The organism is Hafnia paralvei ATCC 29927, from assembly GCF_001655005.1.
Taxonomy (GTDB): domain Bacteria; phylum Pseudomonadota; class Gammaproteobacteria; order Enterobacterales; family Enterobacteriaceae; genus Hafnia; species Hafnia paralvei.
Window position 1 is genome coordinate 56,897 of record NZ_LXET01000046.1, and the last position, 20,080, is coordinate 76,976.

Sequence of the window (20,080 nt, forward strand, 5' to 3'; positions counted from 1 at the left end):
TGCCCAGTAGAACCATCATATAATTCCGAAACTTTACGTACACTATATGCTGCTTTACTTGGGCTTTTTCTAATGCACTGTTATTCAAACAAAACCAGACAATCAGTTCGGTTTAAAATCAACAGGCGCATTTTTAAATATCTGGTAAATGGCGTCACTTGGCGGCTTAGGATATTTCGCCATTCTCGCTGCTGCAACTGCAGCCTGACAAAGCGCTGGGTCTCCACCTTCAGAAGCCACGCTTAGCAGCATGCCGTCTGACGCGAGCTTAATGCGCAGGTTACATACTTTTCCGCTGAAGCTTGGATCCGTATGAAACTTGCTTTCAATCGCCGCTTGGATCTGTCCAGCATAGTTACTAATATCAGCACCGGAAGCCCCACTCGTTTTACTATTACCCTTGCCTGCCGCGCCAGCTTTACCGGCACTCCCAGAGGCACCAGCCGCGCCACCACCCTTCGGTGCGTTTTTGCCGTCAGCGAGGCCATCAAACAGGTCGTCAACGCCCTCTGCTGCTTTCGCTGCGGCAGCATCGGCCTTTTTCTTGGCATCGGCAGCTTTTTTCGCATCAGCTGCAGCTTTAGCTTCAGTATCTGCTTTAGCCTTAGCCTCTGCGGCAGCTTGTTTTTTCGCTTCAGCAGCAGCCTCTTTCTTAGCGTCTTCAGCCGCCTTCTTAGCCTCAGCAGCAGCCTGTTTTTTGGCTTCTTCAGCGGCTTTTTTCGCATCAATAGCCGCTTGTTTTTTTGCTTCAGCTTCGGCCTGTTTTTTTGCCTCTGCTGCCGCTTTCTTAACTTCCTCTTCCGCCTGTTTCTTCGCAGCTGCTGCGGCGAGGGCGGCTTCTTTGGCGGCCTCCTGCTTCACTTTAGCGGCAGCTAAAGCAGCCTCTTTCTTAGCTTCTTCCGCTGCTTTTTTTACTTCTTCAGCAGCTTGCTTTTGTGCTTCCTCTGCGGCCTTCTTGGCATCTTCGGCCGCTTTCTTAGCGTCTTCCTGAGCTTGAATTCTCTCTTTCTCTAACGCTTTTAAGCGCTGTTGCTCTTCAGCCTGCTTTTGTTGTAATTCTTCAGCCTGCTTGTCGGCTTGTTTCTTACGCTCTTGTTGTGCACGGCGAGCATCACTTTGCAGTTGCTGCTGACGATCATTATATTCTTTAACCATTGCACCGGAATCAACCATGACTGCGTCAATGGCAGATCCACCGCCACCGCCGCCGCCAGCACTTATCGTTGAATCCTGCATCATTGAGCCCCAGACTAATAATGCTATCAGGACGATATGCAAAATGATTGAAACGATGACGGAGCGATTTAGCTTATCGTTTTTCTCAGATGCGTTTACCACGATTCAGTTTCCAAGAGCCAGTATCCCGGAGCCGGTTTCTAAAAGCTCAGTTAAACAAATTGAGTGTTAAAAACTCACTGCGCAAAACGCAACACGCAGCCTATAAACAGGCTGCATGCTAGCGCTTTCATACAGGAATTCCAACACGGATTTTACGCTTTTTTCGTGTATTTAAATCGGCTGCGTCATTAAGCCAACAGAGGCTACACCGGCCTGATGCAAAAGATTCAACGCTTTTATGATTTCATCATAAGGCACATCTTTCGCTCCACCGATCAAAAATACCGTTTTCGGGTTGGCTTTCAACTGGGATTGCGCTTCTGCAACCACCTGCTCTGCCGGAAGTTGCTCCATACGATTGTGATCGACAACAACCGCATACTGCCCTATCCCCGAAACCTCAACGATAACTGGAGGATTATCATTGGTGCTTACCGTTTTTGAATCCGTTGCGTCCGGTAGATCAACCTCAACGCTCTGAGTGATGATTGGCGCCGTTGCCATAAAAATCAGCACTAGAACTAACAACACGTCCAGCAATGGAACAATGTTGATCTCAGATTTGAGCTCGCGACGGCCACTTGATCTCGCCATGCTAACCTCCTACTTATTTAGATTCGGTAGCAAAAGCCTGACGGTGCAGAATGGCAATGAACTCTTCCATAAAATTGGTGTAATTCTGTTCAAGCTTATTCACACGCTGATTCAGACGGTTGTAGGCCATAACCGCAGGGATTGCAGCAAACAGACCGATTGCCGTTGCAATCAATGCTTCTGCGATACCCGGAGCAACCATTTGTAGGGTTGCCTGTTTTACAGCACCCAAACCAATAAAGGCATGCATAATCCCCCAAACGGTACCGAACAGACCGATATACGGGCTGATTGAACCCACGGTACCCAAGAACGGGATATGTGTTTCCAAACCTTCAACTTCACGATTTAATGAAATACGCATTGCACGAGTCGCACCTTCAATCACGCCATCCGCTGCGTGGCTGTTAACACGGTGCAAGCGCGCAAACTCTTTAAAACCGGAATGGAAGATTTGCTCAGAGCCAGTCAAGCTATCACGACGAGTTTGGCTTTCCTGATAAAGGCGCGATAGCTCGATCCCAGACCAGAATTTATCTTCGAAAGCTTCAGCATCACGCGTCGCCGCATTCAAAATGCGGGTACGCTGGATGATAATGGCCCAAGAGGCGATAGAGAAGCACACCAGAACCAGCATGATAAGCTTTACCAGCAGGCTCGCCTTCAAAAATAAATCGAACATGTTCATGTCAGTCACTGCTTAAACTCCGCGACAATAGACTTGGGAAGCGCAATAGGCTTCATTTGGTTTTGATCGATGCATGCTACCAACACATCTGCTTGGCTTAAAATTTTGCCTTGCGAATTAATGATACGTTGGGCAAACGTGAGAGAAGCCCCTCGTATGGCGGTAATTTCGGTTTCTACCTCCAGCATGTCATCCAGACGTGCAGGCGACAGATACTCAACCGTCATGCGACGGACAGCAAAAGCGACATGCTCACTCAGCAATTGTTGCTGACTGAAATTATGTTGGCGCAGCATCTCTGTGCGCGCTCTTTCATAAAAGGCGACGTATCGTGCGTGATAAACCACGCCCCCGGCGTCCGTGTCTTCGTAATATACACGCACCGGCCATCGGAACATCATAGTACTCACTCTACATCTCAGAAATGCAAATTAACGCGGTTACTATACGCACTTGAAAACAGGTTGGGAATGGGGGAGGTAGATGAGAACGAAAATAATTATGGATCCGCCGTGGACCCATAATTATTTTGCAGATTTACTAACCGTTCTTGACGTTAACTGAAGAAATGTAACAAACCGGCAAGCAAAATAATCACAGCAGGCAACGGAGAGAAAACCGCTTTCCATAGACTGCGGTGGGGGCGGAAACCGACGCCGTGAATAACCCCAGCACAAACCGCCCACATAATCAGAAGTCCCTGCCAGATCTCAAGCTCGCTAGTCTTTGCAGCAAAACGCGATGGGTCCCAAAAAACACAAAACGCCACCACTAATGCTAAGACCAGTGAAAGGGCCCGAAGCGGGCCCTTGTCCATGATCTGATAGAGCTTATCAGATAAGTTAGCCATTACTCGGCGTCTTTCGCCGTTGCCTTGGCTTCGCTGTTTTCAATCGCCATCGCAGTAATGATCGCGAAGAAACAAGCCAGAAGCGTTCCTAAAATCCAGGCAAAATACCACATGGTTGTCGCTCCTTAATAAAGTGTATGCGTGTTTTCTTCGATGTATTTTTTGTCCAGACGGCCAAACATCTTGTAGTAACACCAGATGGTGTACAGCAGCACAATCGGAACAAAAATAATCGCAACTACGGTCATCACTTGCAGAGTCAACAAGCTAGACGTCGCATCCCACATGGTCAGACTCATGCTTGGGTTGGTGATAGAAGGCATCACGAACGGGAACATGGTCACACCGGCAGTCAGAATCACACAGGCAATTGTCAGAGAAGAGAACAGGAATGCCCAGCCCCCTTTCTCAACGCGTGAGCACAGCGTAGTCAACAACGGCAGCACCACACCTAAAGCAGGCAGAGCCCACAGGATCGGATACTTGTTGAAGTTCAACAGCCATGCACCAGCCTGATGAGCAACTTCCTTACGCAGTGGGTTAGACTGCGCAGCGGTATCAATCGCAGAGGTAATCACATAGCCATCAATACCTTTAACCAGCCATACACCAGCCAGCAGGAAAGCAATCGCCATCACCAGAGAACAGATCTGCGCCGCAGCACGAGAACGTAAATGGATCTCGCCGGTGGTTTTCATCTGCAGATAGGTTGCGCCCTGCGCCAGCAGCATCGTCAAGCTCACAACACCCGCCAACAAACCAAATGGATTCAGCAGTTGGAAGAAGTTACCGGTGTAATACAAACGTAGGTATTCATCGATGTGGAACGGAACACCCAACAACAGGTTACCGAAGGCTACACCGAAGACTAACGCTGGAACGAAGCTACCGATAAAGATGCCCCAGTCCCACATGTTACGCCAGCGAGTGCTCTCAATTTTAGAACGGTAATCAAAGCCCACCGGACGGAAGAACAATGAAGCCAGAACCAAAATCATCGCCACATAGAAGCCGGAGAACGCTGCCGCGTACACCATTGGCCATGCAGCAAACAACGCCCCACCAGCAGTAACCAACCAAACTTGGTTACCTTCCCAGTGAGGGGCAACCGCGTTAATCATAATACGGCGTTCGGTATCAGTCTTACCGATGATACGAGAGAGCACACCTACCCCCATATCGAAACCGTCAGTGACTGCGAAGCCAATCAGCAGCACACCCACCAGCAGCCACCAGACAAATCGCAATACTTCATAATCAAACATAGCGTGGACTCCTGTTAGCGCGCTTCTACTGCATTCGTCTGTTCAAAATGATAACGACCGGTCTTCAGGCTGCTTGGACCCAGACGAGCGAATTTGAACATCAAATACATTTCTGCGACTAAGAACAGCGTGTACAGACCGCAGATAAGAATAATGGAGAACAGCAGATCGCCCGTTGTCAGTGAAGAGTTCGCCACCGCAGTCGGCAATACTTCACCGATAGCCCATGGTTGACGACCATATTCAGCAACAAACCAGCCCGCTTCACAAGCAATCCAAGGCAATGGAATACCCAGCAGCGCCGCACGGTGCAACCAACGTTTTTTACCTACGTTGCCACGAATTACCGTCCAGAAGGACAGAGCAATAATCAGCAACAGCGCAAAGCCACATGCCACCATGATACGGAATGCGAAATACAGTGGAGCAACTTTAGGAATAGAATCTTTAGTTGCAGCCTGAATCTGCTCTTCGCTAGCCTGAGATGGGTTGTCGGTATAGCGTTTTAGCAACATACCGTAGCCCAAGTCCTGCTTGGCTTTATTGAATTCGTTACGCACAGCTGGATCGGTATTGCCGGTACGCAGTTCCTGCAGCAATTCATAGGCTTTCATACCGTTACGGATACGAACCTGATGCTGAGCCATCAGCTCTTTCAGGCCAGTCACTTGCTGATCGAGCGAACGGGTCGCGATCAGGCCAAGAGCGTAAGGGATGTGAATGGCATATTCGTTCGTCATGGTTTCCTGATTAGGAATACCAAACAGAGTGAATGATGCTGGAGCCGGTTGAGTTTCCCACTCAGCTTCAATAGCTGCCAGTTTGGTTTTCTGCACGTCACCCATTTCGTAACCGGATTCGTCACCCAGCACGATAACAGACAGTGATGCCGCCAGACCAAACGCCGCCGCAATGGCAAAGGAACGCTTAGCAAATGCGAAGTCACGGCCTTTCAGCAGATAGTAAGAGCTGATACCTAGAATAAACATGGCGCCAGTGACATAGCCCGCAGAAACGGTGTGCACAAATTTCACCTGAGCAACTGGGTTTAATACCAGCTCAGAGAAGCTCACCATTTCCATACGCATGGTTTCGAAGTTGAAATCCGAAGCGATTGGGTTCTGCATCCAGCCGTTAGCAACCAAGATCCATAGTGCGGACAGGTTAGAACCCAGCGCAACTAACCATGTTGTTGCTAAGTGCTGCACTTTGCCCAGACGATCCCAGCCAAAGAAGAACAGACCAACAAAGGTAGATTCAAGGAAGAACGCCATCAGACCCTCGATCGCCAGCGGCGCACCGAAGATGTCTCCAACGTAATGGGAATAATATGACCAGTTAGTCCCGAATTGGAATTCCATGGTTAGACCCGTGGCAACCCCAAGTGCAAAGTTGATACCAAACAACTTGCCCCAGAACTTGGTCATATCTTTATAAACTTGCTTGCCAGTCAGGACGTATACCGTTTCCATGATGGCCAATAAGAACGCCATACCCAGCGTCAATGGCACAAATAGGAAGTGATACATCGCCGTTAAGGCAAACTGTAACCGTGACAGTTCGACAATATCCAACATCTTGACTCCTTGCTCCTCGCAGGAAGACTCCGACTTGCGGCAACACGGCTTCCGTTCGAGTACGGAAGTCACATAACTACCAGCAGTGAATGCCCTTCAACAACAAATTGGAACCTCCCCCAATTCCCAGCAGCCTACGCTTTCCAAAACTTCGCTATCGACGTTGAGCAAAATCCACTCCATCAGCATAGTTCAGAAAACGTTTGCAACGAAAAACCGAAGGAAGATAACAAATATAACAATAAAAACGACTCAGTATTACAGACGGGTAAATAGTACCCCGCCATTCCCACACAATAAATAGGTATTTTCGTGTTAGGAATTAGATTTGTGTAGTTAGGTCACGTTTTAGGCAAATGCTTATAATCACCCAAAATTGATCTACAGCAAGATTAGCAAAACACTCTGTTTAAGGCACTATTTCTGGCATTTTTTTATAGTAATTTCATTGATCTATGTTAAGTAAAAGTATCATAAACGCATTCATGGTTACTTATTGTTAACTGATTGTTATTTATTCTATGCGCTGTTTCTTTTACGTGATTTTTTATTTTCATACCTTCTCATTTTGAATAACAGAGTAATAAACCTGAGTGACAAATAGTCAGCATACAAGAACGAAAGGTTACGCAAATCAGAGAGACGTTAATGACAGAAGAGGAAAGATAGGTGGACAGGCGCAGCATAAAATAGCGCAGATAAAAAAGGGCCACCGAAGTGACCCAATATGTCGAAACACTATGTTTCATTTAATTATCGCAGGAGACAAACCATCAGGCTTGCTCAAGACTCAACGCAAAACTGTTTTTACCGCGTTGCCAATTTCGGCCAAGCTACGAACGGTTTTCACACCTGCGGCTTCTAGCGCAGCAAATTTCTCGTCGGCAGTACCTTTCCCACCAGCGATAATTGCACCAGCATGTCCCATACGTTTGCCTTTAGGCGCGGTCACACCAGCAATGTAGCCAACAACGGGCTTAGTCACATGATCTTTGATATAAGCCGCGGCGTCTTCTTCTGCGTTACCACCGATCTCACCAATCATCACGATAACTTCAGTTTGTGGATCTTCTTGGAACAGCTTCAGGATATCAATGAAGTTAGAGCCAGGGATGGGGTCGCCGCCGATACCGACACAGCTTGACTGACCAAAACCAATATCCGTCGTCTGCTTAACCGCTTCATAAGTCAGCGTACCAGAACGAGAAACGATCCCGACCTTGCCCGGCAAGTGGATATGGCCCGGCATGATACCGATTTTACATTCGCCTGGGGTGATGACGCCCGGACAGTTCGGCCCAATCATGCGTGCGTCGCTTTGTTCCAGCTTCGCTTTCACAACCAGCATATCCAGCGTTGGAATACCTTCGGTGATACAGATGATCAGTTTAATCCCAGCATCAATCGCTTCCAGAATAGAATCTTTGCAGAAAGGTGCTGGAACATAAATGACCGATGCCGTTGCACCAGTGGCTTCTACCGCTTCACGGACGGTGTTAAATACAGGCAGCCCCAAATGTTCGGTGCCTCCTTTGCCCGGCGTAACACCGCCGACCAATTTAGTCCCGTAGGCTAACGCCTGCTCAGAGTGGAAAGTGCCCTGACTGCCGGTAAAACCTTGGCAGATCACTTTGGTATCTTTATTAATTAAAATGGACATTATTTCCCCTCCACGGCAGCAACAACCTGCTGCGCAGCATCCGTTAAGCTTTTCGCTGCTATAATATTCAAACCGCTGTCAGCCAGTTTCTTCGCTCCCAGCTCGGCGTTGTTACCTTCCAAACGCACGACCACAGGGACATTAACCCCAACTTCAGCTACCGCCCCGATGATACCGTCGGCAATCAGATCACAACGCACGATACCACCGAAGATGTTGACCAGAACCGCTTTCACTTTCTCGTCAGACAGAATAATTTTAAACGCCTCAGTGACGCGCTCTTTCGTGGCACCGCCGCCAACGTCGAGGAAGTTCGCCGGTTCGCCGCCATGTAGTTTAACGATATCCATGGTGCCCATCGCCAGACCCGCGCCGTTAACCATGCAACCGATGTTACCGTCCAGAGCTACGTAGTTCAGTTCCCACTGAGCCGCCTGAGACTCACGCGCATCTTCCTGAGAAGGGTCACGCATTTCACGCAGTTCCGCCTGACGGAACAATGCGTTACCATCCGCGCTCAGTTTTCCGTCCAAGCAAATCAAATCGCCCTGCTTGGTGATCACCAGCGGGTTGATTTCGACTAAAGCCAGATCGCGCTCAAGGAACAGCGTCGCCAGGCCCATAAAGATTTTGGTGAATTGACCCACTTGTTTGCCGGTAAGACCCAGTTTGAATGCCAGCTCACGGCCTTGATAAGGCTGTGGACCCGTCAATGGATCTATCGCCGTCTTATGGATTAAGTGTGGCGTTTCATCGGCCACTTTCTCAATTTCCACACCACCTTCGGTCGATGCCATGAAAACAACGCGACGCGTTCCACGGTCGACAACCGCACCGAGATATAGTTCTTTATCAATATCCGTTGCACCTTCAACCAGAATCTGATGCACCGGCTGACCCAGCGCATCCGTTTGGTAAGTCACTAAACGCTTACCTAACCAGTTTTCTGCAAAAGCACGGATCTCTTCTTTAGACTTAACCAGCTTAACGCCGCCCGCTTTACCGCGGCCACCAGCGTGAACCTGACATTTCACCACCCACGGACCTGAACCGATTTTGGATGCTGCTTCTTCTGCTTCGCGAGGTGTGGTGCAGGCATAACCGACCGGTGCCGGTAAACCATACCGAGCAAACAGTTGTTTGGCCTGATATTCGTGTAGATTCATGATGTTCTATCCATTTTGTCGCCGAGCCTGCTAGGCTATTACGCTTGTCATTTTGTGGTTGGGCTGTGTTCGAATTTCTCCGCGCTGCCCGCCCGCAAACTGCTTACGCTCATCACGCCTATCATGACTGGCTCTTATTTTAGGTAAGAGGCCCACCGAAGCAGGCCATTGCATAGCAATGCCAAATATTTTGTTACTTAGACGTCCAGCAGCAGACGAGCCGGATCTTCCAGCATCTCTTTCACCGTCACCAAGAAGCCTACGGATTCACGTCCGTCGATCAGGCGATGATCGTAAGACAGAGCCAGATACATCATGGGTAGGATCACCACTTGGCCATTGACCGCCATAGGACGATCTTTGATAGCGTGCATGCCCAGAATCGCGCTCTGTGGTGGGTTGATGATCGGTGTAGACATCAGAGAGCCAAATACGCCGCCGTTGGTAATGGTGAAATTACCGCCGGTCAGTTCTTCAACTTTCAGTTTTCCGTCACGGCCTTTTACTGCGAGTTCTTTAATATTTTTCTCAATGTCAGCCATGCCCAGCGTATCAACGTTACGCAGCACTGGAGTGACCAGACCACGAGGCGTAGAAACCGCAATGCTCACGTCGAAATAGTTGTGGTACACCACGTCTTCGCCGTCGATAGAGGCGTTCACTTCTGGATAGCGTTTCAAGGCTTCCAATACGGCTTTGATGTAGAAGGACATAAAGCCCAGACGCACACCATGGCGTTTTTCGAAAGCTTCGCCATACTGCTTACGCATGTCCATGATTGGCTTCATGTTCACTTCGTTAAACGTCGTCAGCATAGCGGTGCTGTTTTTCGCTTCCAACAGACGTTCGGCCACACGCTTACGCAGGCGGGTCATCGGCACGCGTTTTTCGGTACGCGCACCCAGCGGTGCGGCAACAACTTCGGGCTCAGCAGCTTTGGCTGCTTTTGGTGCCGCAGAAGCTAAATGCTTATCAACGTCTTCACGGGTGATACGGCCACCGACGCCGGTGCCTTTAATATCGGCCGCGTTCAACGAGTGTTCGGCCAACAGACGACGAATCGCTGGCCCCTGCGCATCGCTGCTCCCTTCTTCCAGAGCCGCTGTGTGACGAGATGAAGGTGTAGATTCAGAAGACTGGGCTTTATCGGTGGTAGGTTTGCCGGATACATCCGCAGGGCGCAGGCGCCCCAACAACTGGCGAGAAAGCACGGTCGCACCCTCTTCTTCCAGAATCGCATCCATAATGCCGGCTTCCGGCGCTGGCACTTCCAGAACAACTTTGTCGGTTTCGATTTCAACGATAACTTCATCACGAGCGACGGTATCGCCCGGTTTTTTGTGCCACGTTGCAACCGTAGCGTCGGCAACGGATTCAGGTAGGTCAGGGACCAGAATTTCTACGCTACTCATGCTATATCCTTTTTTATAACCAATTTTTTGCAGAACTGGGCGCTAATGCGCCCAGACTTTCTTTTGAGCTCTAGTTATTCCACGTTCAGCGCGTCGTTAACCAGATCCTGTTGCTGCTTCTGGTGAACCGACATATAACCCACAGCTGGCGAAGCCGATGCTGCACGCCCCGCATAACGCAACGATGCTCCAAAAGGAATCACTTCACGGAAGTTATGCTGGCTACAGTACCAAGCACCTTGGTTCAGTGGTTCTTCCTGACACCAAACAAAATCATGTACGTGAGCATAAGGTGCAAATGCATCCTGAATCGCCTGGTGAGGGAATGGATACAACTGCTCGATACGCACAATCGCCACGTCTTTCTGTTCATTCTTGCGACGTTGTTCCAACAGATCGTAATAGACCTTACCGGAACACATCACCACACGTTTCACGTCTTTTGGATCGATATCATCAATCTCGCCGATGACCGGCTGGAAGCTGCCGTTTGCCAGTTCCTCCAGAGAAGATACCGCCAACGGATGGCGCAGCAGAGACTTAGGCGACATCACGATGAGAGGACGACGCATTCCGCGCAGTGCCTGACGACGCAGCATGTGATAAACCTGAGCCGGTGTAGACGGAATACAGACCTGCATATTCTGATCTGCACACAGTTGCAGATAACGTTCTAGGCGCGCAGAAGAGTGCTCAGGGCCTTGGCCTTCATAGCCATGTGGCAGCAACATAACCAAACCACACAGACGCCCCCACTTCTGCTCGCCAGAGCTGATGAACTGGTCGATGACCACCTGAGCACCGTTGGCAAAGTCACCAAACTGCGCTTCCCAGATAGTCAACGTGCGCGGCTCTGCGGTGGCGTAACCATATTCAAAAGCCAGAACAGCGGCTTCAGACAGCACAGAATCCCATACTTTGAAGTCGCCTTGCCCGTTATGTACATTTTCCAGAGGAATATATACCGAACCATCTTTCTGGTTATGAATCACTGAGTGACGGTGGAAGAACGTACCACGCCCACAGTCCTCGCCAGAAATACGCACTGGTACACCTTCATCAACCAGCGTGGCGTACGCCAGATTTTCTGCCGCGCCCCAGTCAAACGGCTTGTTGCCTTCTGCCATCTCGGCACGGTCACCATAAATCTTGGCAACACGAGACTGCATTTCGACCGATTCAGGCGCACGACTGATGCGACGAGCCAAATCTTGTAAGCGTTTGAGCTCAACGGTGCTTGGATAAACCTCATCCCATTCATGGTTCAGGTACGGAGACCATGTAAAGGTGTGCATGTTCATTGGGCGCCATTCGTCCACCACGCACTCGCCGCGATCCAACGCATCACGATAAAGGTTAACCATTTCCGTGGCATCTTCGAGAGAGGCAACGCTCTGCTCGGTCAGCTTGTCAGCGTAGATTTTACGCGGGGTCGGATGTTTTTTGATTTTCTGGTACATCACTGGCTGGGTTGCACTTGGCTCATCAGCTTCGTTATGACCATGGCGGCGGTAGCACACCAGATCGATCATCACATCACGTTTAAAGGTGTTACGGAAATCGAGGGCCAGACGCGTCACAAAGGCAACGGCTTCAGGATCGTCCGCGTTCACATGGAAGATCGGCGCCTGAACCATTTTGGCAATGTCAGTACAATACTGAGTAGATCGCGCATCTTTCGGGTTAGAGGTGGTAAAACCGATTTGGTTATTAATCACGATACGAACGGTACCGCCCACTTCATAGCCACGTGCCTGAGACATGTTCAGCGTCTCCTGCACGATGCCTTGACCTGCGATGGCTGCATCACCGTGGATGGTAATAGGCAGAACCATATTGCTACGCGCTTCATCCAAACGATCGCGACGGGCGCGGACAGAGCCCATAACCACCGGACTGACAATTTCCAGATGTGACGGGTTAAAGGCCAGCGCTAAATGCACTAGACCGCCTTCGGTTTCGACGTCTGACGAGAAGCCCATATGGTACTTAACGTCGCCTGCACCGAGGTGTTCTTTATGTTTACCGGCAAACTCGTCGAACAGATCCTGCGGTTTTTTACCCAGCACGTTAATCAGCACGTTCAGACGACCGCGGTGCGCCATCCCTAGAACGGCTTCACGGGTGCCATTCTTACCGGCATGACGGATCAGTTCTTTGAGCATCGGTACCAACGCGTCGCCACCTTCCAGTGAGAAGCGTTTCGCGCCTGGGAACTTAGCGCCCAAATAACGCTCCAGCCCTTCCGCTGCGGTTAGTTCACGCAGGAAACGCTGTTTTTCTTCTTGAGTAAAGGAAGGCTGACCGACCACTGATTCCAAGCGCTGCTGAATCCAACGTTTTTCTTCAGTGTTGGTGATGTGCATATACTCTGCACCGATAGAACCACAATAAGTTTGCTTAAGTGCCTGATACAGATCGGACAGCTTCATGGTCTCTTTGCCGATGGCAAAAGAACCCACGTTGAAAGTCTGATCAAAATCTTCTTCAGTCAGGTTGTGGAAAGAGGGTTCCAGATCTGGCACCGCATCCTGTTTCCACAAGCCTAATGGATCCAGATTGGCTTGTTGATGACCACGGAAACGGAAGGCGTTGATCATCTGCAACACCTTGACCTGCTTAGCGTCCGTATCAGGGTCGTTTAGTGAGATATTAAACCGGGACGGGTCTTTCGCCAGACGACGGAAGTAGTCTCGAGTTTGGGAGTGGAATTGTTCCGATTTCAGGCCGATCGTCGGCAACTGTTGGAAAATTTCCTTCCAGCTCAGATCCACCGAGTCAGGATCGGTGAGATAGTCTTCATAGAGCTGCTCTATGTAGGACTGGTTTGCGCCCGCCAGATAGGAGGAATCCAGCCAGGCCTTCATTGCGCCGTTCTGCATCATGATCCCTTAAGCTGTTTTCAGCTTTAGTTTTCGCCGTGATAAACATCATGCTTTTAACAATTTCTCGCATCCAACCGAGTGTTATTAAAAACATTTATCGTAATTACATACAACGTAATTACTTTACCGTAACCATCTTATAGTAATTGCACCTATCGTCAGATGACTCTATGTGCTTTTTGTGACGAAGATACATCACCTGTTGCAAAAATGTGTCTTACGTCTAGGTGCTACCTATTGCAACCCCTCTTCCCTCCTCTTTCGAGGAGAGAGAGGTTTGCACAAATCCAACGCTAACCGTTGGAATTTTAAACAATTTAAGTGCTATGCACTACGATGCAGCAGCATAGACTTAATATGACCAATTGCACGGGTCGGGTTCAAGCCTTTTGGACACACATTTACGCAGTTCATGATGCTATGGCAGCGGAATACGCTGAAAGCGTCATCTAAATCGTCCAAACGGCTATCCGTTTCCGTATCTCGGCTGTCAATCAGGAAGCGATATGAGGCCAGCAACCCCGCAGGACCGATAAACTTATCTGGGTTCCACCAGAAGGATGGGCACGACGTTGAGCAGCATGCACACAGAATACACTCGTACAAACCGTCCAACTTTTCGCGCTGTTCTGGCATCTGCAGATGTTCACGTGCAGGCGGATTCTTACCATCATTGAGCAAATACGGCTTAATTTTTTCGTATTGGGTGTAGAACTGCCCCATATCAACAACCAAGTCACGCACCACCGGCAGCCCCGGTAATGGGCGGATCACAATTTTTTTACCCGCGCGTTGCAAGGTTGAGACGGGAGTAATGCAGGCTAAGCCGTTCTTGCCGTTCATATTCACGCCGTCAGAACCGCATACACCTTCACGGCAGGAGCGACGGAATGCTAACGTTGGATCTTGCTCCTTGAGCAAAATCAGCGCATCTAGCAGCATCATGTCGCGGCCTTCTTCGGCCTCAAGGGTGTAATCTTGCATCCGTGGCGCGTTATCGACGTCCGGGTTATAGCGATAAACTGAAAACTCTACTTTCATGACCGTTTCTCCGCAAAAAAGGGTAACTAACCGAGTAATTGATTAACCAATCAGTAAGTACGGATCTTCGGCGGGAACGCCGGACGTAACTTAGGTTCCATGTTCACGCTGCGGCGTGTCATGCTCTCGGTTTGCGGCAGATACAGGCTGTGGCACAGCCAGTTAGCGTCATCACGATCCGGGAAGTCAAAGCGGCTATGTGCCCCACGGCTTTCGGTACGGAAATTCGCTGAAACTGCGGTCGCAAAAGCAGTTTCCATCAGGTTATCCAATTCCAGACACTCAACACGCTGAGTGTTGAAATCGCTAGAAGTATCATCCAGACGCGCATTTTTCAGACGCTCACGAATCACTTTCAGCTCTTCCAACCCTTTCGCCATCGCATCACCCTCACGGAATACCGAGAAGTTGTGCTGCATGCAGGATTGCAGGTCTTTACGAATTTGCACCGGATCTTCACCGCTACGAGTGTTGTTCCAACGGTTCATACGATCCAGAGAGGCTTCAATATCCGATTCGCTAGCATCGCGACTTGGGCCTTGCTCCATCAAACATTCTTGCAGGTGTAGACCCGCTGAGCGACCGAACACCACCAAATCGAGCAGCGAGTTACCGCCTAAACGGTTTGCGCCGTGAACCGATACGCAGGCAATTTCGCCAACCGCAAACAGCCCCGGAATGACAACGTCTTCGCCCTTCTCATTAACCGTCAACGCCTGACCGGTCACTTTGGTCGGGATCCCGCCCATCATGTAGTGGCAGGTTGGGATCACAGGGATCGGCTCTTTCACCGGATCGACGTGAGCAAAGGTACGAGACAGTTCTAAGATCCCCGGCAGACGCGCTTCAAGTACATCTTTACCTAAGTGATCCAGCTTCAGTTTGGCGTGTGGCCCCCAAGGACCATCACAACCACGTCCTTCACGAATCTCAATCATGATGGAACGCGCAACCACGTCACGGCCTGCCAGGTCTTTCGCGTTTGGTGCGTAGCGCTCCATGAAACGCTCACCGTGTTTGTTCAGCAGATAACCGCCTTCACCACGGCATCCCTCTGTGACCAGAACCCCTGCACCGGCAATACCGGTTGGGTGGAACTGCCACATTTCCATGTCCTGAACCGGCACCCCCGCACGCAGCGCCATACCTACGCCGTCACCGGTATTAATGTGCGCATTGGTCGTTGACTGATAAATACGACCTGCACCACCGGTAGCCAAAATGGTCGCTTTCGCTTTGAAATAAACGACTTCACCCGTCTCAATGCAGATGGCGGTGGTACCTACAACCGCGCCGTCTTGGTTTTTCACCAGATCCAACGCATACCATTCGGAGAAGATCGTGGTGTGGTTTTTCAGGTTTTGCTGATACAGCGTATGTAAAAGCGCATGACCTGTACGGTCAGCGGCGGCGGCGGTACGCGCCGCCTGCTCACCACCGAAATTTTTCGACTGACCGCCAAATGGGCGCTGATAAATACGACCATCGTCCAAACGAGAGAACGGCAGCCCCATGTGCTCCAGTTCCAGTATCGCTTCTGGGCCGGTTTTACACATATACTCAATGGCGTCTTGGTCACCGATATAGTCGGAACCTTTCACCGTGTCATACATGTGCCATTCCCAGTTATCTTCATGAGTATTACCTAGCGCAACCGTGATGCCCCCCTGAGCGGAAACGGTATGAGAACGGGTTGGGAATACCTTAGATAACAGAGCACAAGACAGCCCCATTTGGGAAATTTGCAGTGCTGCGCGCATACCTGCACCACCAGCACCAATAACCACTGCATCAAACTCTCTAACTTCAAGACCACTAACTGACTGACTCATGTTAGGCACCCCACACAACTAATGTTCCATAAACCAAATAAACCACTAACGCGACAACGATAACCAGCTGCAAAATCAGCCGTAATGCCAGCGGTTTAATGTAATCCGTTAACACTTGCCACATACCAATCCAAGCGTGAGCCAAAATTGATACCAACGTGAGCACGGTAAAGACCTTAGTGATGTTTGATGCGAAAAATCCGCGCCAGATTTCGTAAGTAAGAGAGTCTGCGGTAAAGATAAAACCGAGGATATAGAGGACATATAACGTAATAACGATGGCCGCCGCACGTAGCAGTAACCAATCATGAACACCATTACGCCCTAAGGCAGATGCACTGCTTTTTGAGTTTGGGGTTACCATACGAGGACTCCAGCTAAAATAGAAAGTACGACGGTGATCGCAAATGAAATGTAAGCTGTGCGACTACCTGCGGCGAAACTCTCTTCGATATAGCCAAAATCCATCAGCATGTGACGAATACCACCACAGATGTGGTACGCCAATGCGGTGAGGATCCCCCACACAATGAATTTAACGATGAAGCTATCCATGACCGCTGCGGCTTGAGCAAACCCTTCAGGAGAAGCAAGAGAAAGGCCCAATAGCCAAAGCAGGATACCGATGGAAACAAAGGTAATCACACCTGAAGCGCGGTGTAATATGGAGGCTATCGCAGTAACGGGAAATCGGATCGTTTGCAGATCCAGATTGACAGGTCTTTGTTTTTTGACATTTTTTATCATTATAGCGCCCACACAGCTCTTATTATTTTCCTTCCTCCGGGCCTGGGCGGGGTCAAGCAGCGTATCCCCTTCCTACTTGGCATTGCTGCAACGTTAGCCGCGTTCGTTCCCCAGTTGCACCGATAGGTAGGTTTACTGAGATTCTCTCGCTTGCTGCCTTTGCGCAACCCCAATAAGTTTGGGTATAAAATCCTTTACGTTACACGCCAACAGCTTCCACTGTGCTAAAACGGCGCGCTCCATATTCACGCTGGGTGCTCCAACTTCAGGGCAGTTTCTTAGAGGGTACAACCCTAGAAAAACAGAAAGTCCCGGAGACCTGGCGGCAGTATAGAAGCATCACATTTTGATTACAATTCGAATACAACCTGAATAAAGACATTTGACCGGAACAGTGATATGAGTCACGAAATTAACAAATACGACAAAATTAATTACATGATTTGACAAGGAATCAACATTTCCGTTACAACAGAGTGGCGAATAGACCTACGTTGTACTATTGATGAGCAAACTCTTTCCCCCAGCGCAAAGTTATGCAACAGTGGAATATGTGAATACCCATAGGTTTAACGTAGGCAATAATTAATTATGTTATAAAGAATACCAACGAATCGTTAACATTCTAAACATCGACGAGCGAGTAGTCGTCGAACGACGAACTGGCCGTTAGCAGGATAAATTGCACTCTGTACCCTATAATTTAAGACCGCCACGAAAATCGACGGTGGTCAGCAGGGCGCGAAGAACCGCTAACAGGGAGGCTAGTACCCAATATCGGTGAGTCGGTCGTTAATGGTTCTTAAATCTAGAGGCGCTAAGGAGACTGTAATGGCTAACAAGAAAGCGACGCTAACGCTAAACGGTTCTGAAACGATTGAACTTGATGTGCTTTCCGGCACATTGGGCGGCGAAGAAATTGATATTCGCAGTTTGGGTTCAAAAGGCTACTTCACGTTTGACCCAGGATTTACATCCACGGCCTCTTGCGAATCAAAAATCACCTATATCGACGGTGATGAAGGCATTTTGCTGCACCGCGGCTTCCCTATCGACGAGTTGGCCAAAAACTCCAACTACCTCGAAGTTTGTTACATTCTGCTGTATGGCGAAGCGCCAACACCGGAAGAGTATGAAACGTTCAAAACCACCGTTACGCGCCACACCATGATCCATGAGCAGATTACTCGTCTGTTCCACGGTTTCCGTCGCGACTCTCACCCAATGGCGGTAATGTGCGGCGTCACCGCCTCTTTAGCAGCGTTCTATCACGACTCTCTGGACGTTAACAACGAGCGTCATCGTGAAATCGCAGCGTATCGCCTGTTATCAAAAATGCCGACGTTGGCGGCGATGTGCTACAAATATTCACTCGGCCAACCGTTTGTTTATCCAAAGAATAACCTCTCCTATTCCGGCAACTTCCTGAATATGATGTTCTCAACGCCGTGTGAAGAGTATGTAGTGAATCCAGTTCTGGAACGCGCCATGGATCGCATTTTAATCCTGCACGCTGACCATGAGCAGAACGCATCGACCTCCACCGTGCGTACCGCCGGTTCTTCTGGCGCAAACCCATTTGCCTGTATCGCAGCCGGTATCGCATCTCTTTGGGGGCCAGCGCACGGCGGAGCCAACGAAGCCGCGTTGAAAATGCTGGAAGAGATCAGCTCAGTCGATCACATCCCAGAATTTGTGCGCCGAGCTAAAGACAAGAACGATTCTTTCCGCCTGATGGGCTTTGGTCATCGTGTTTATAAAAACTATGATCCACGCGCTACCGTGATGCGTGAAACCTGTCATGAAGTGTTAAAAGAGCTGAATCTGCAAGATGACCTGCTGGAAGTGGCGATGGAGTTGGAGCACATCGCGCTGAACGACCCGTACTTCATTGAGAAGAAACTGTATCCAAACGTAGATTTCTACTCAGGTATTATCTTGAAAGCGATGGGTATTCCGTCTTCCATGTTTACCGTCATCTTTGCCATGGCACGTACCGTAGGCTGGATCGCTCACTGGAACGAAATGCACGACGACGGCATCAAAATTGCTCGTCCTCGTCAGCTGTATACCGGCTATGACAAACGTCCGTTTGAGTCTAAGCTGAAGAAGTAATTTAAGAAATCGATACGCTATAACCCCACCGCATTTTACTATTCGGTGGGGTTATTTTTTATATCAATTCTAACGCTGACAATTCGGGCACCAGTAAAATGGCCGCGAAGAGATCATCGTTTTTTCAATCATCTGCCCGCAGCGCAAACAAGGTTCACCGGCGCGGTGAAACACCTTGAACTGAAAAAGCGCGCCATGATGCACATCTTCATCCATGGTGCCACGCGTGTTATACGAAAGACGTGGAATCTCCAGCAAAGCATGAGACAAATGCTCCAACTGTTCAGGACGCAATGATTGAGCATTATGGGTCGGCGCTAATTCAGCATCCCATAAAATCTCAACGCGTAGATAGTTACCTAGCCCCGCCAAGAAGCGCTGATCCAGCAATAACCCACCAAACTGACGACGACGAAATGCCGGCAGCATCAAACGCTCTTTTACCTGTTCAGCCGTTAGGCGTAAATCAAGAACATCGGGCCCAACGCGTTGTAAAAACGGATGCTGAGCAATCTCCTCTCGTGGCGCAATAGTGATATCAGAGGCACTATAAAGCAGGATCGCTTGATCCTCGGTTTCAAGGCGCACACGCAGATCGCGCTTCGTATTCGGCGTATCTCCAGCAGCAACAATTTTCCATACGCCGTACAGTTGATTGTGACTATACATGGTTAAACCATTGGAAAAGTGCGTCAGCAGCGCTTTACCCCGCGTTTCGATATCTTCGATTTTTTCGCCAATCAACTGAGGCTGATAATGCTTTAACTGAGGAAATGCGAACCACACTTCGGTTAACGGTTTACCCACCACGGCACCCGTTAACTTGTCCGCCGCACGACGAATTTCTGGCCCTTCAGGCATGGCTCCACTCTCTTACACCAGACGACAACATGTCGCCAGAATAGCGCGA

17 protein-coding genes and 1 pseudogene are annotated in these 20,080 nt (G+C 49.5%); 1 reads left to right on the forward strand and 17 read right to left on the reverse strand.

What is annotated here, in order from left to right; genetic code table 11:
- Positions 1-102: 102 nt before the first annotated feature.
- From tolA to sdhC, 16 genes and pseudogenes are all read right to left on the reverse strand, one after another.
- Positions 103-1,338: a cell envelope integrity protein TolA gene (gene tolA / locus M988_RS13925; protein WP_039187085.1), complete on the reverse strand. Its 1,236-nt coding sequence runs from the start codon at positions 1,336-1,338 to the stop codon at positions 103-105.
- A 171-nt stretch (positions 1,339-1,509) separates the two neighbouring features.
- Positions 1,510-1,932 carry a colicin uptake protein TolR gene (gene tolR / locus M988_RS13930; RefSeq protein ID WP_004096609.1) on the reverse strand — a complete coding sequence of 141 codons (423 nt, stop codon included), beginning with the start codon at positions 1,930-1,932 and terminating at the stop codon, positions 1,510-1,512.
- 13 nt (positions 1,933-1,945) lie between these two features.
- Positions 1,946-2,620: a Tol-Pal system protein TolQ gene (gene tolQ / locus M988_RS13935; protein ID WP_202209954.1), complete on the reverse strand. Its 675-nt coding sequence runs from the start codon at positions 2,618-2,620 to the stop codon at positions 1,946-1,948.
- Positions 2,621-2,625: 5 nt separating this feature from the next.
- Entirely contained in the window at positions 2,626-3,030 is a 405-nt protein-coding gene (ybgC, locus tag M988_RS13940) for a tol-pal system-associated acyl-CoA thioesterase (RefSeq protein ID WP_071603108.1), read from the reverse strand.
- Positions 3,031-3,176: 146 nt separating this feature from the next.
- Positions 3,177-3,470 (reverse strand): cyd operon protein YbgE, encoded by a 294-nt coding sequence (ybgE, locus tag M988_RS13945; RefSeq protein WP_004096604.1) that lies wholly within the window; start codon positions 3,468-3,470, stop codon positions 3,177-3,179.
- A complete protein-coding gene (gene cydX, locus M988_RS13950; RefSeq protein WP_020303871.1) occupies positions 3,470-3,583 on the reverse strand; it encodes a cytochrome bd-I oxidase subunit CydX in 114 nt (37 codons plus the stop codon). Before cydX ends, ybgE begins: the two co-directional genes overlap by 1 nt.
- A gap of 12 nt (positions 3,584-3,595) precedes the next feature.
- Positions 3,596-4,735 (reverse strand): cytochrome d ubiquinol oxidase subunit II, encoded by a 1,140-nt coding sequence (cydB, locus tag M988_RS13955; protein ID WP_004096601.1) that lies wholly within the window; start codon positions 4,733-4,735, stop codon positions 3,596-3,598.
- 14 nt (positions 4,736-4,749) lie between these two features.
- On the reverse strand, positions 4,750-6,312 hold the full coding sequence (gene cydA / locus M988_RS13960; protein ID WP_004096599.1) for a cytochrome ubiquinol oxidase subunit I: 1,563 nt from the start codon (positions 6,310-6,312) through the stop codon (positions 4,750-4,752).
- A 790-nt stretch (positions 6,313-7,102) separates the two neighbouring features.
- Entirely contained in the window at positions 7,103-7,972 is an 870-nt protein-coding gene (gene sucD, locus M988_RS13965; protein WP_004096598.1) for a succinate--CoA ligase subunit alpha, read from the reverse strand.
- Positions 7,972-9,138 (reverse strand): ADP-forming succinate--CoA ligase subunit beta, encoded by a 1,167-nt coding sequence (sucC, locus tag M988_RS13970; protein ID WP_004096596.1) that lies wholly within the window; start codon positions 9,136-9,138, stop codon positions 7,972-7,974. Before sucC ends, sucD begins: the two co-directional genes overlap by 1 nt.
- 197 nt (positions 9,139-9,335) lie before the next feature.
- Positions 9,336-10,550: a 2-oxoglutarate dehydrogenase complex dihydrolipoyllysine-residue succinyltransferase gene (odhB, locus tag M988_RS13975; RefSeq protein WP_004096591.1), complete on the reverse strand. Its 1,215-nt coding sequence runs from the start codon at positions 10,548-10,550 to the stop codon at positions 9,336-9,338.
- 74 nt (positions 10,551-10,624) lie between these two features.
- Positions 10,625-13,432, reverse strand: a complete 2,808-nt coding sequence (gene sucA, locus M988_RS13980) for a 2-oxoglutarate dehydrogenase E1 component (protein ID WP_008812783.1) — start codon at positions 13,430-13,432, stop codon at positions 10,625-10,627.
- Between the two features lie 327 nt (positions 13,433-13,759).
- Positions 13,760-14,476, reverse strand: coding sequence for a succinate dehydrogenase iron-sulfur subunit (locus tag M988_RS13985; RefSeq protein ID WP_004096588.1), 717 nt, complete (start codon positions 14,474-14,476; stop codon positions 13,760-13,762).
- 50 nt (positions 14,477-14,526) lie between these two features.
- Entirely contained in the window at positions 14,527-16,308 is a 1,782-nt protein-coding gene (sdhA, locus tag M988_RS13990) for a succinate dehydrogenase flavoprotein subunit (RefSeq protein WP_039187093.1), read from the reverse strand.
- Position 16,309: 1 nt separating this feature from the next.
- The gene (gene sdhD, locus M988_RS13995; protein ID WP_004096583.1) at positions 16,310-16,672 is read right to left on the reverse strand and encodes a succinate dehydrogenase membrane anchor subunit; all 363 of its coding nucleotides are present in this window, start codon (positions 16,670-16,672) and stop codon (positions 16,310-16,312) included.
- Positions 16,666-17,069: pseudogene (gene sdhC, locus M988_RS14000) on the reverse strand (succinate dehydrogenase cytochrome b556 subunit). Before sdhC ends, sdhD begins: the two are co-directional and overlap by 7 nt.
- Positions 17,070-17,886: 817 nt before the next feature.
- On the opposite strand from sdhC, the gene M988_RS14005 reads away from it, so the two are divergent.
- Positions 17,887-19,170, forward strand: a complete 1,284-nt coding sequence (locus tag M988_RS14005) for a citrate synthase (protein WP_008812781.1) — start codon at positions 17,887-17,889, stop codon at positions 19,168-19,170.
- 69 nt (positions 19,171-19,239) lie between these two features.
- Here M988_RS14005 and nei read toward each other — a convergent pair whose 3' ends face one another.
- Positions 19,240-20,031: an endonuclease VIII gene (gene nei, locus M988_RS14010; RefSeq protein ID WP_064574627.1), complete on the reverse strand. Its 792-nt coding sequence runs from the start codon at positions 20,029-20,031 to the stop codon at positions 19,240-19,242.
- Positions 20,032-20,080: the final 49 nt, after the last annotated feature.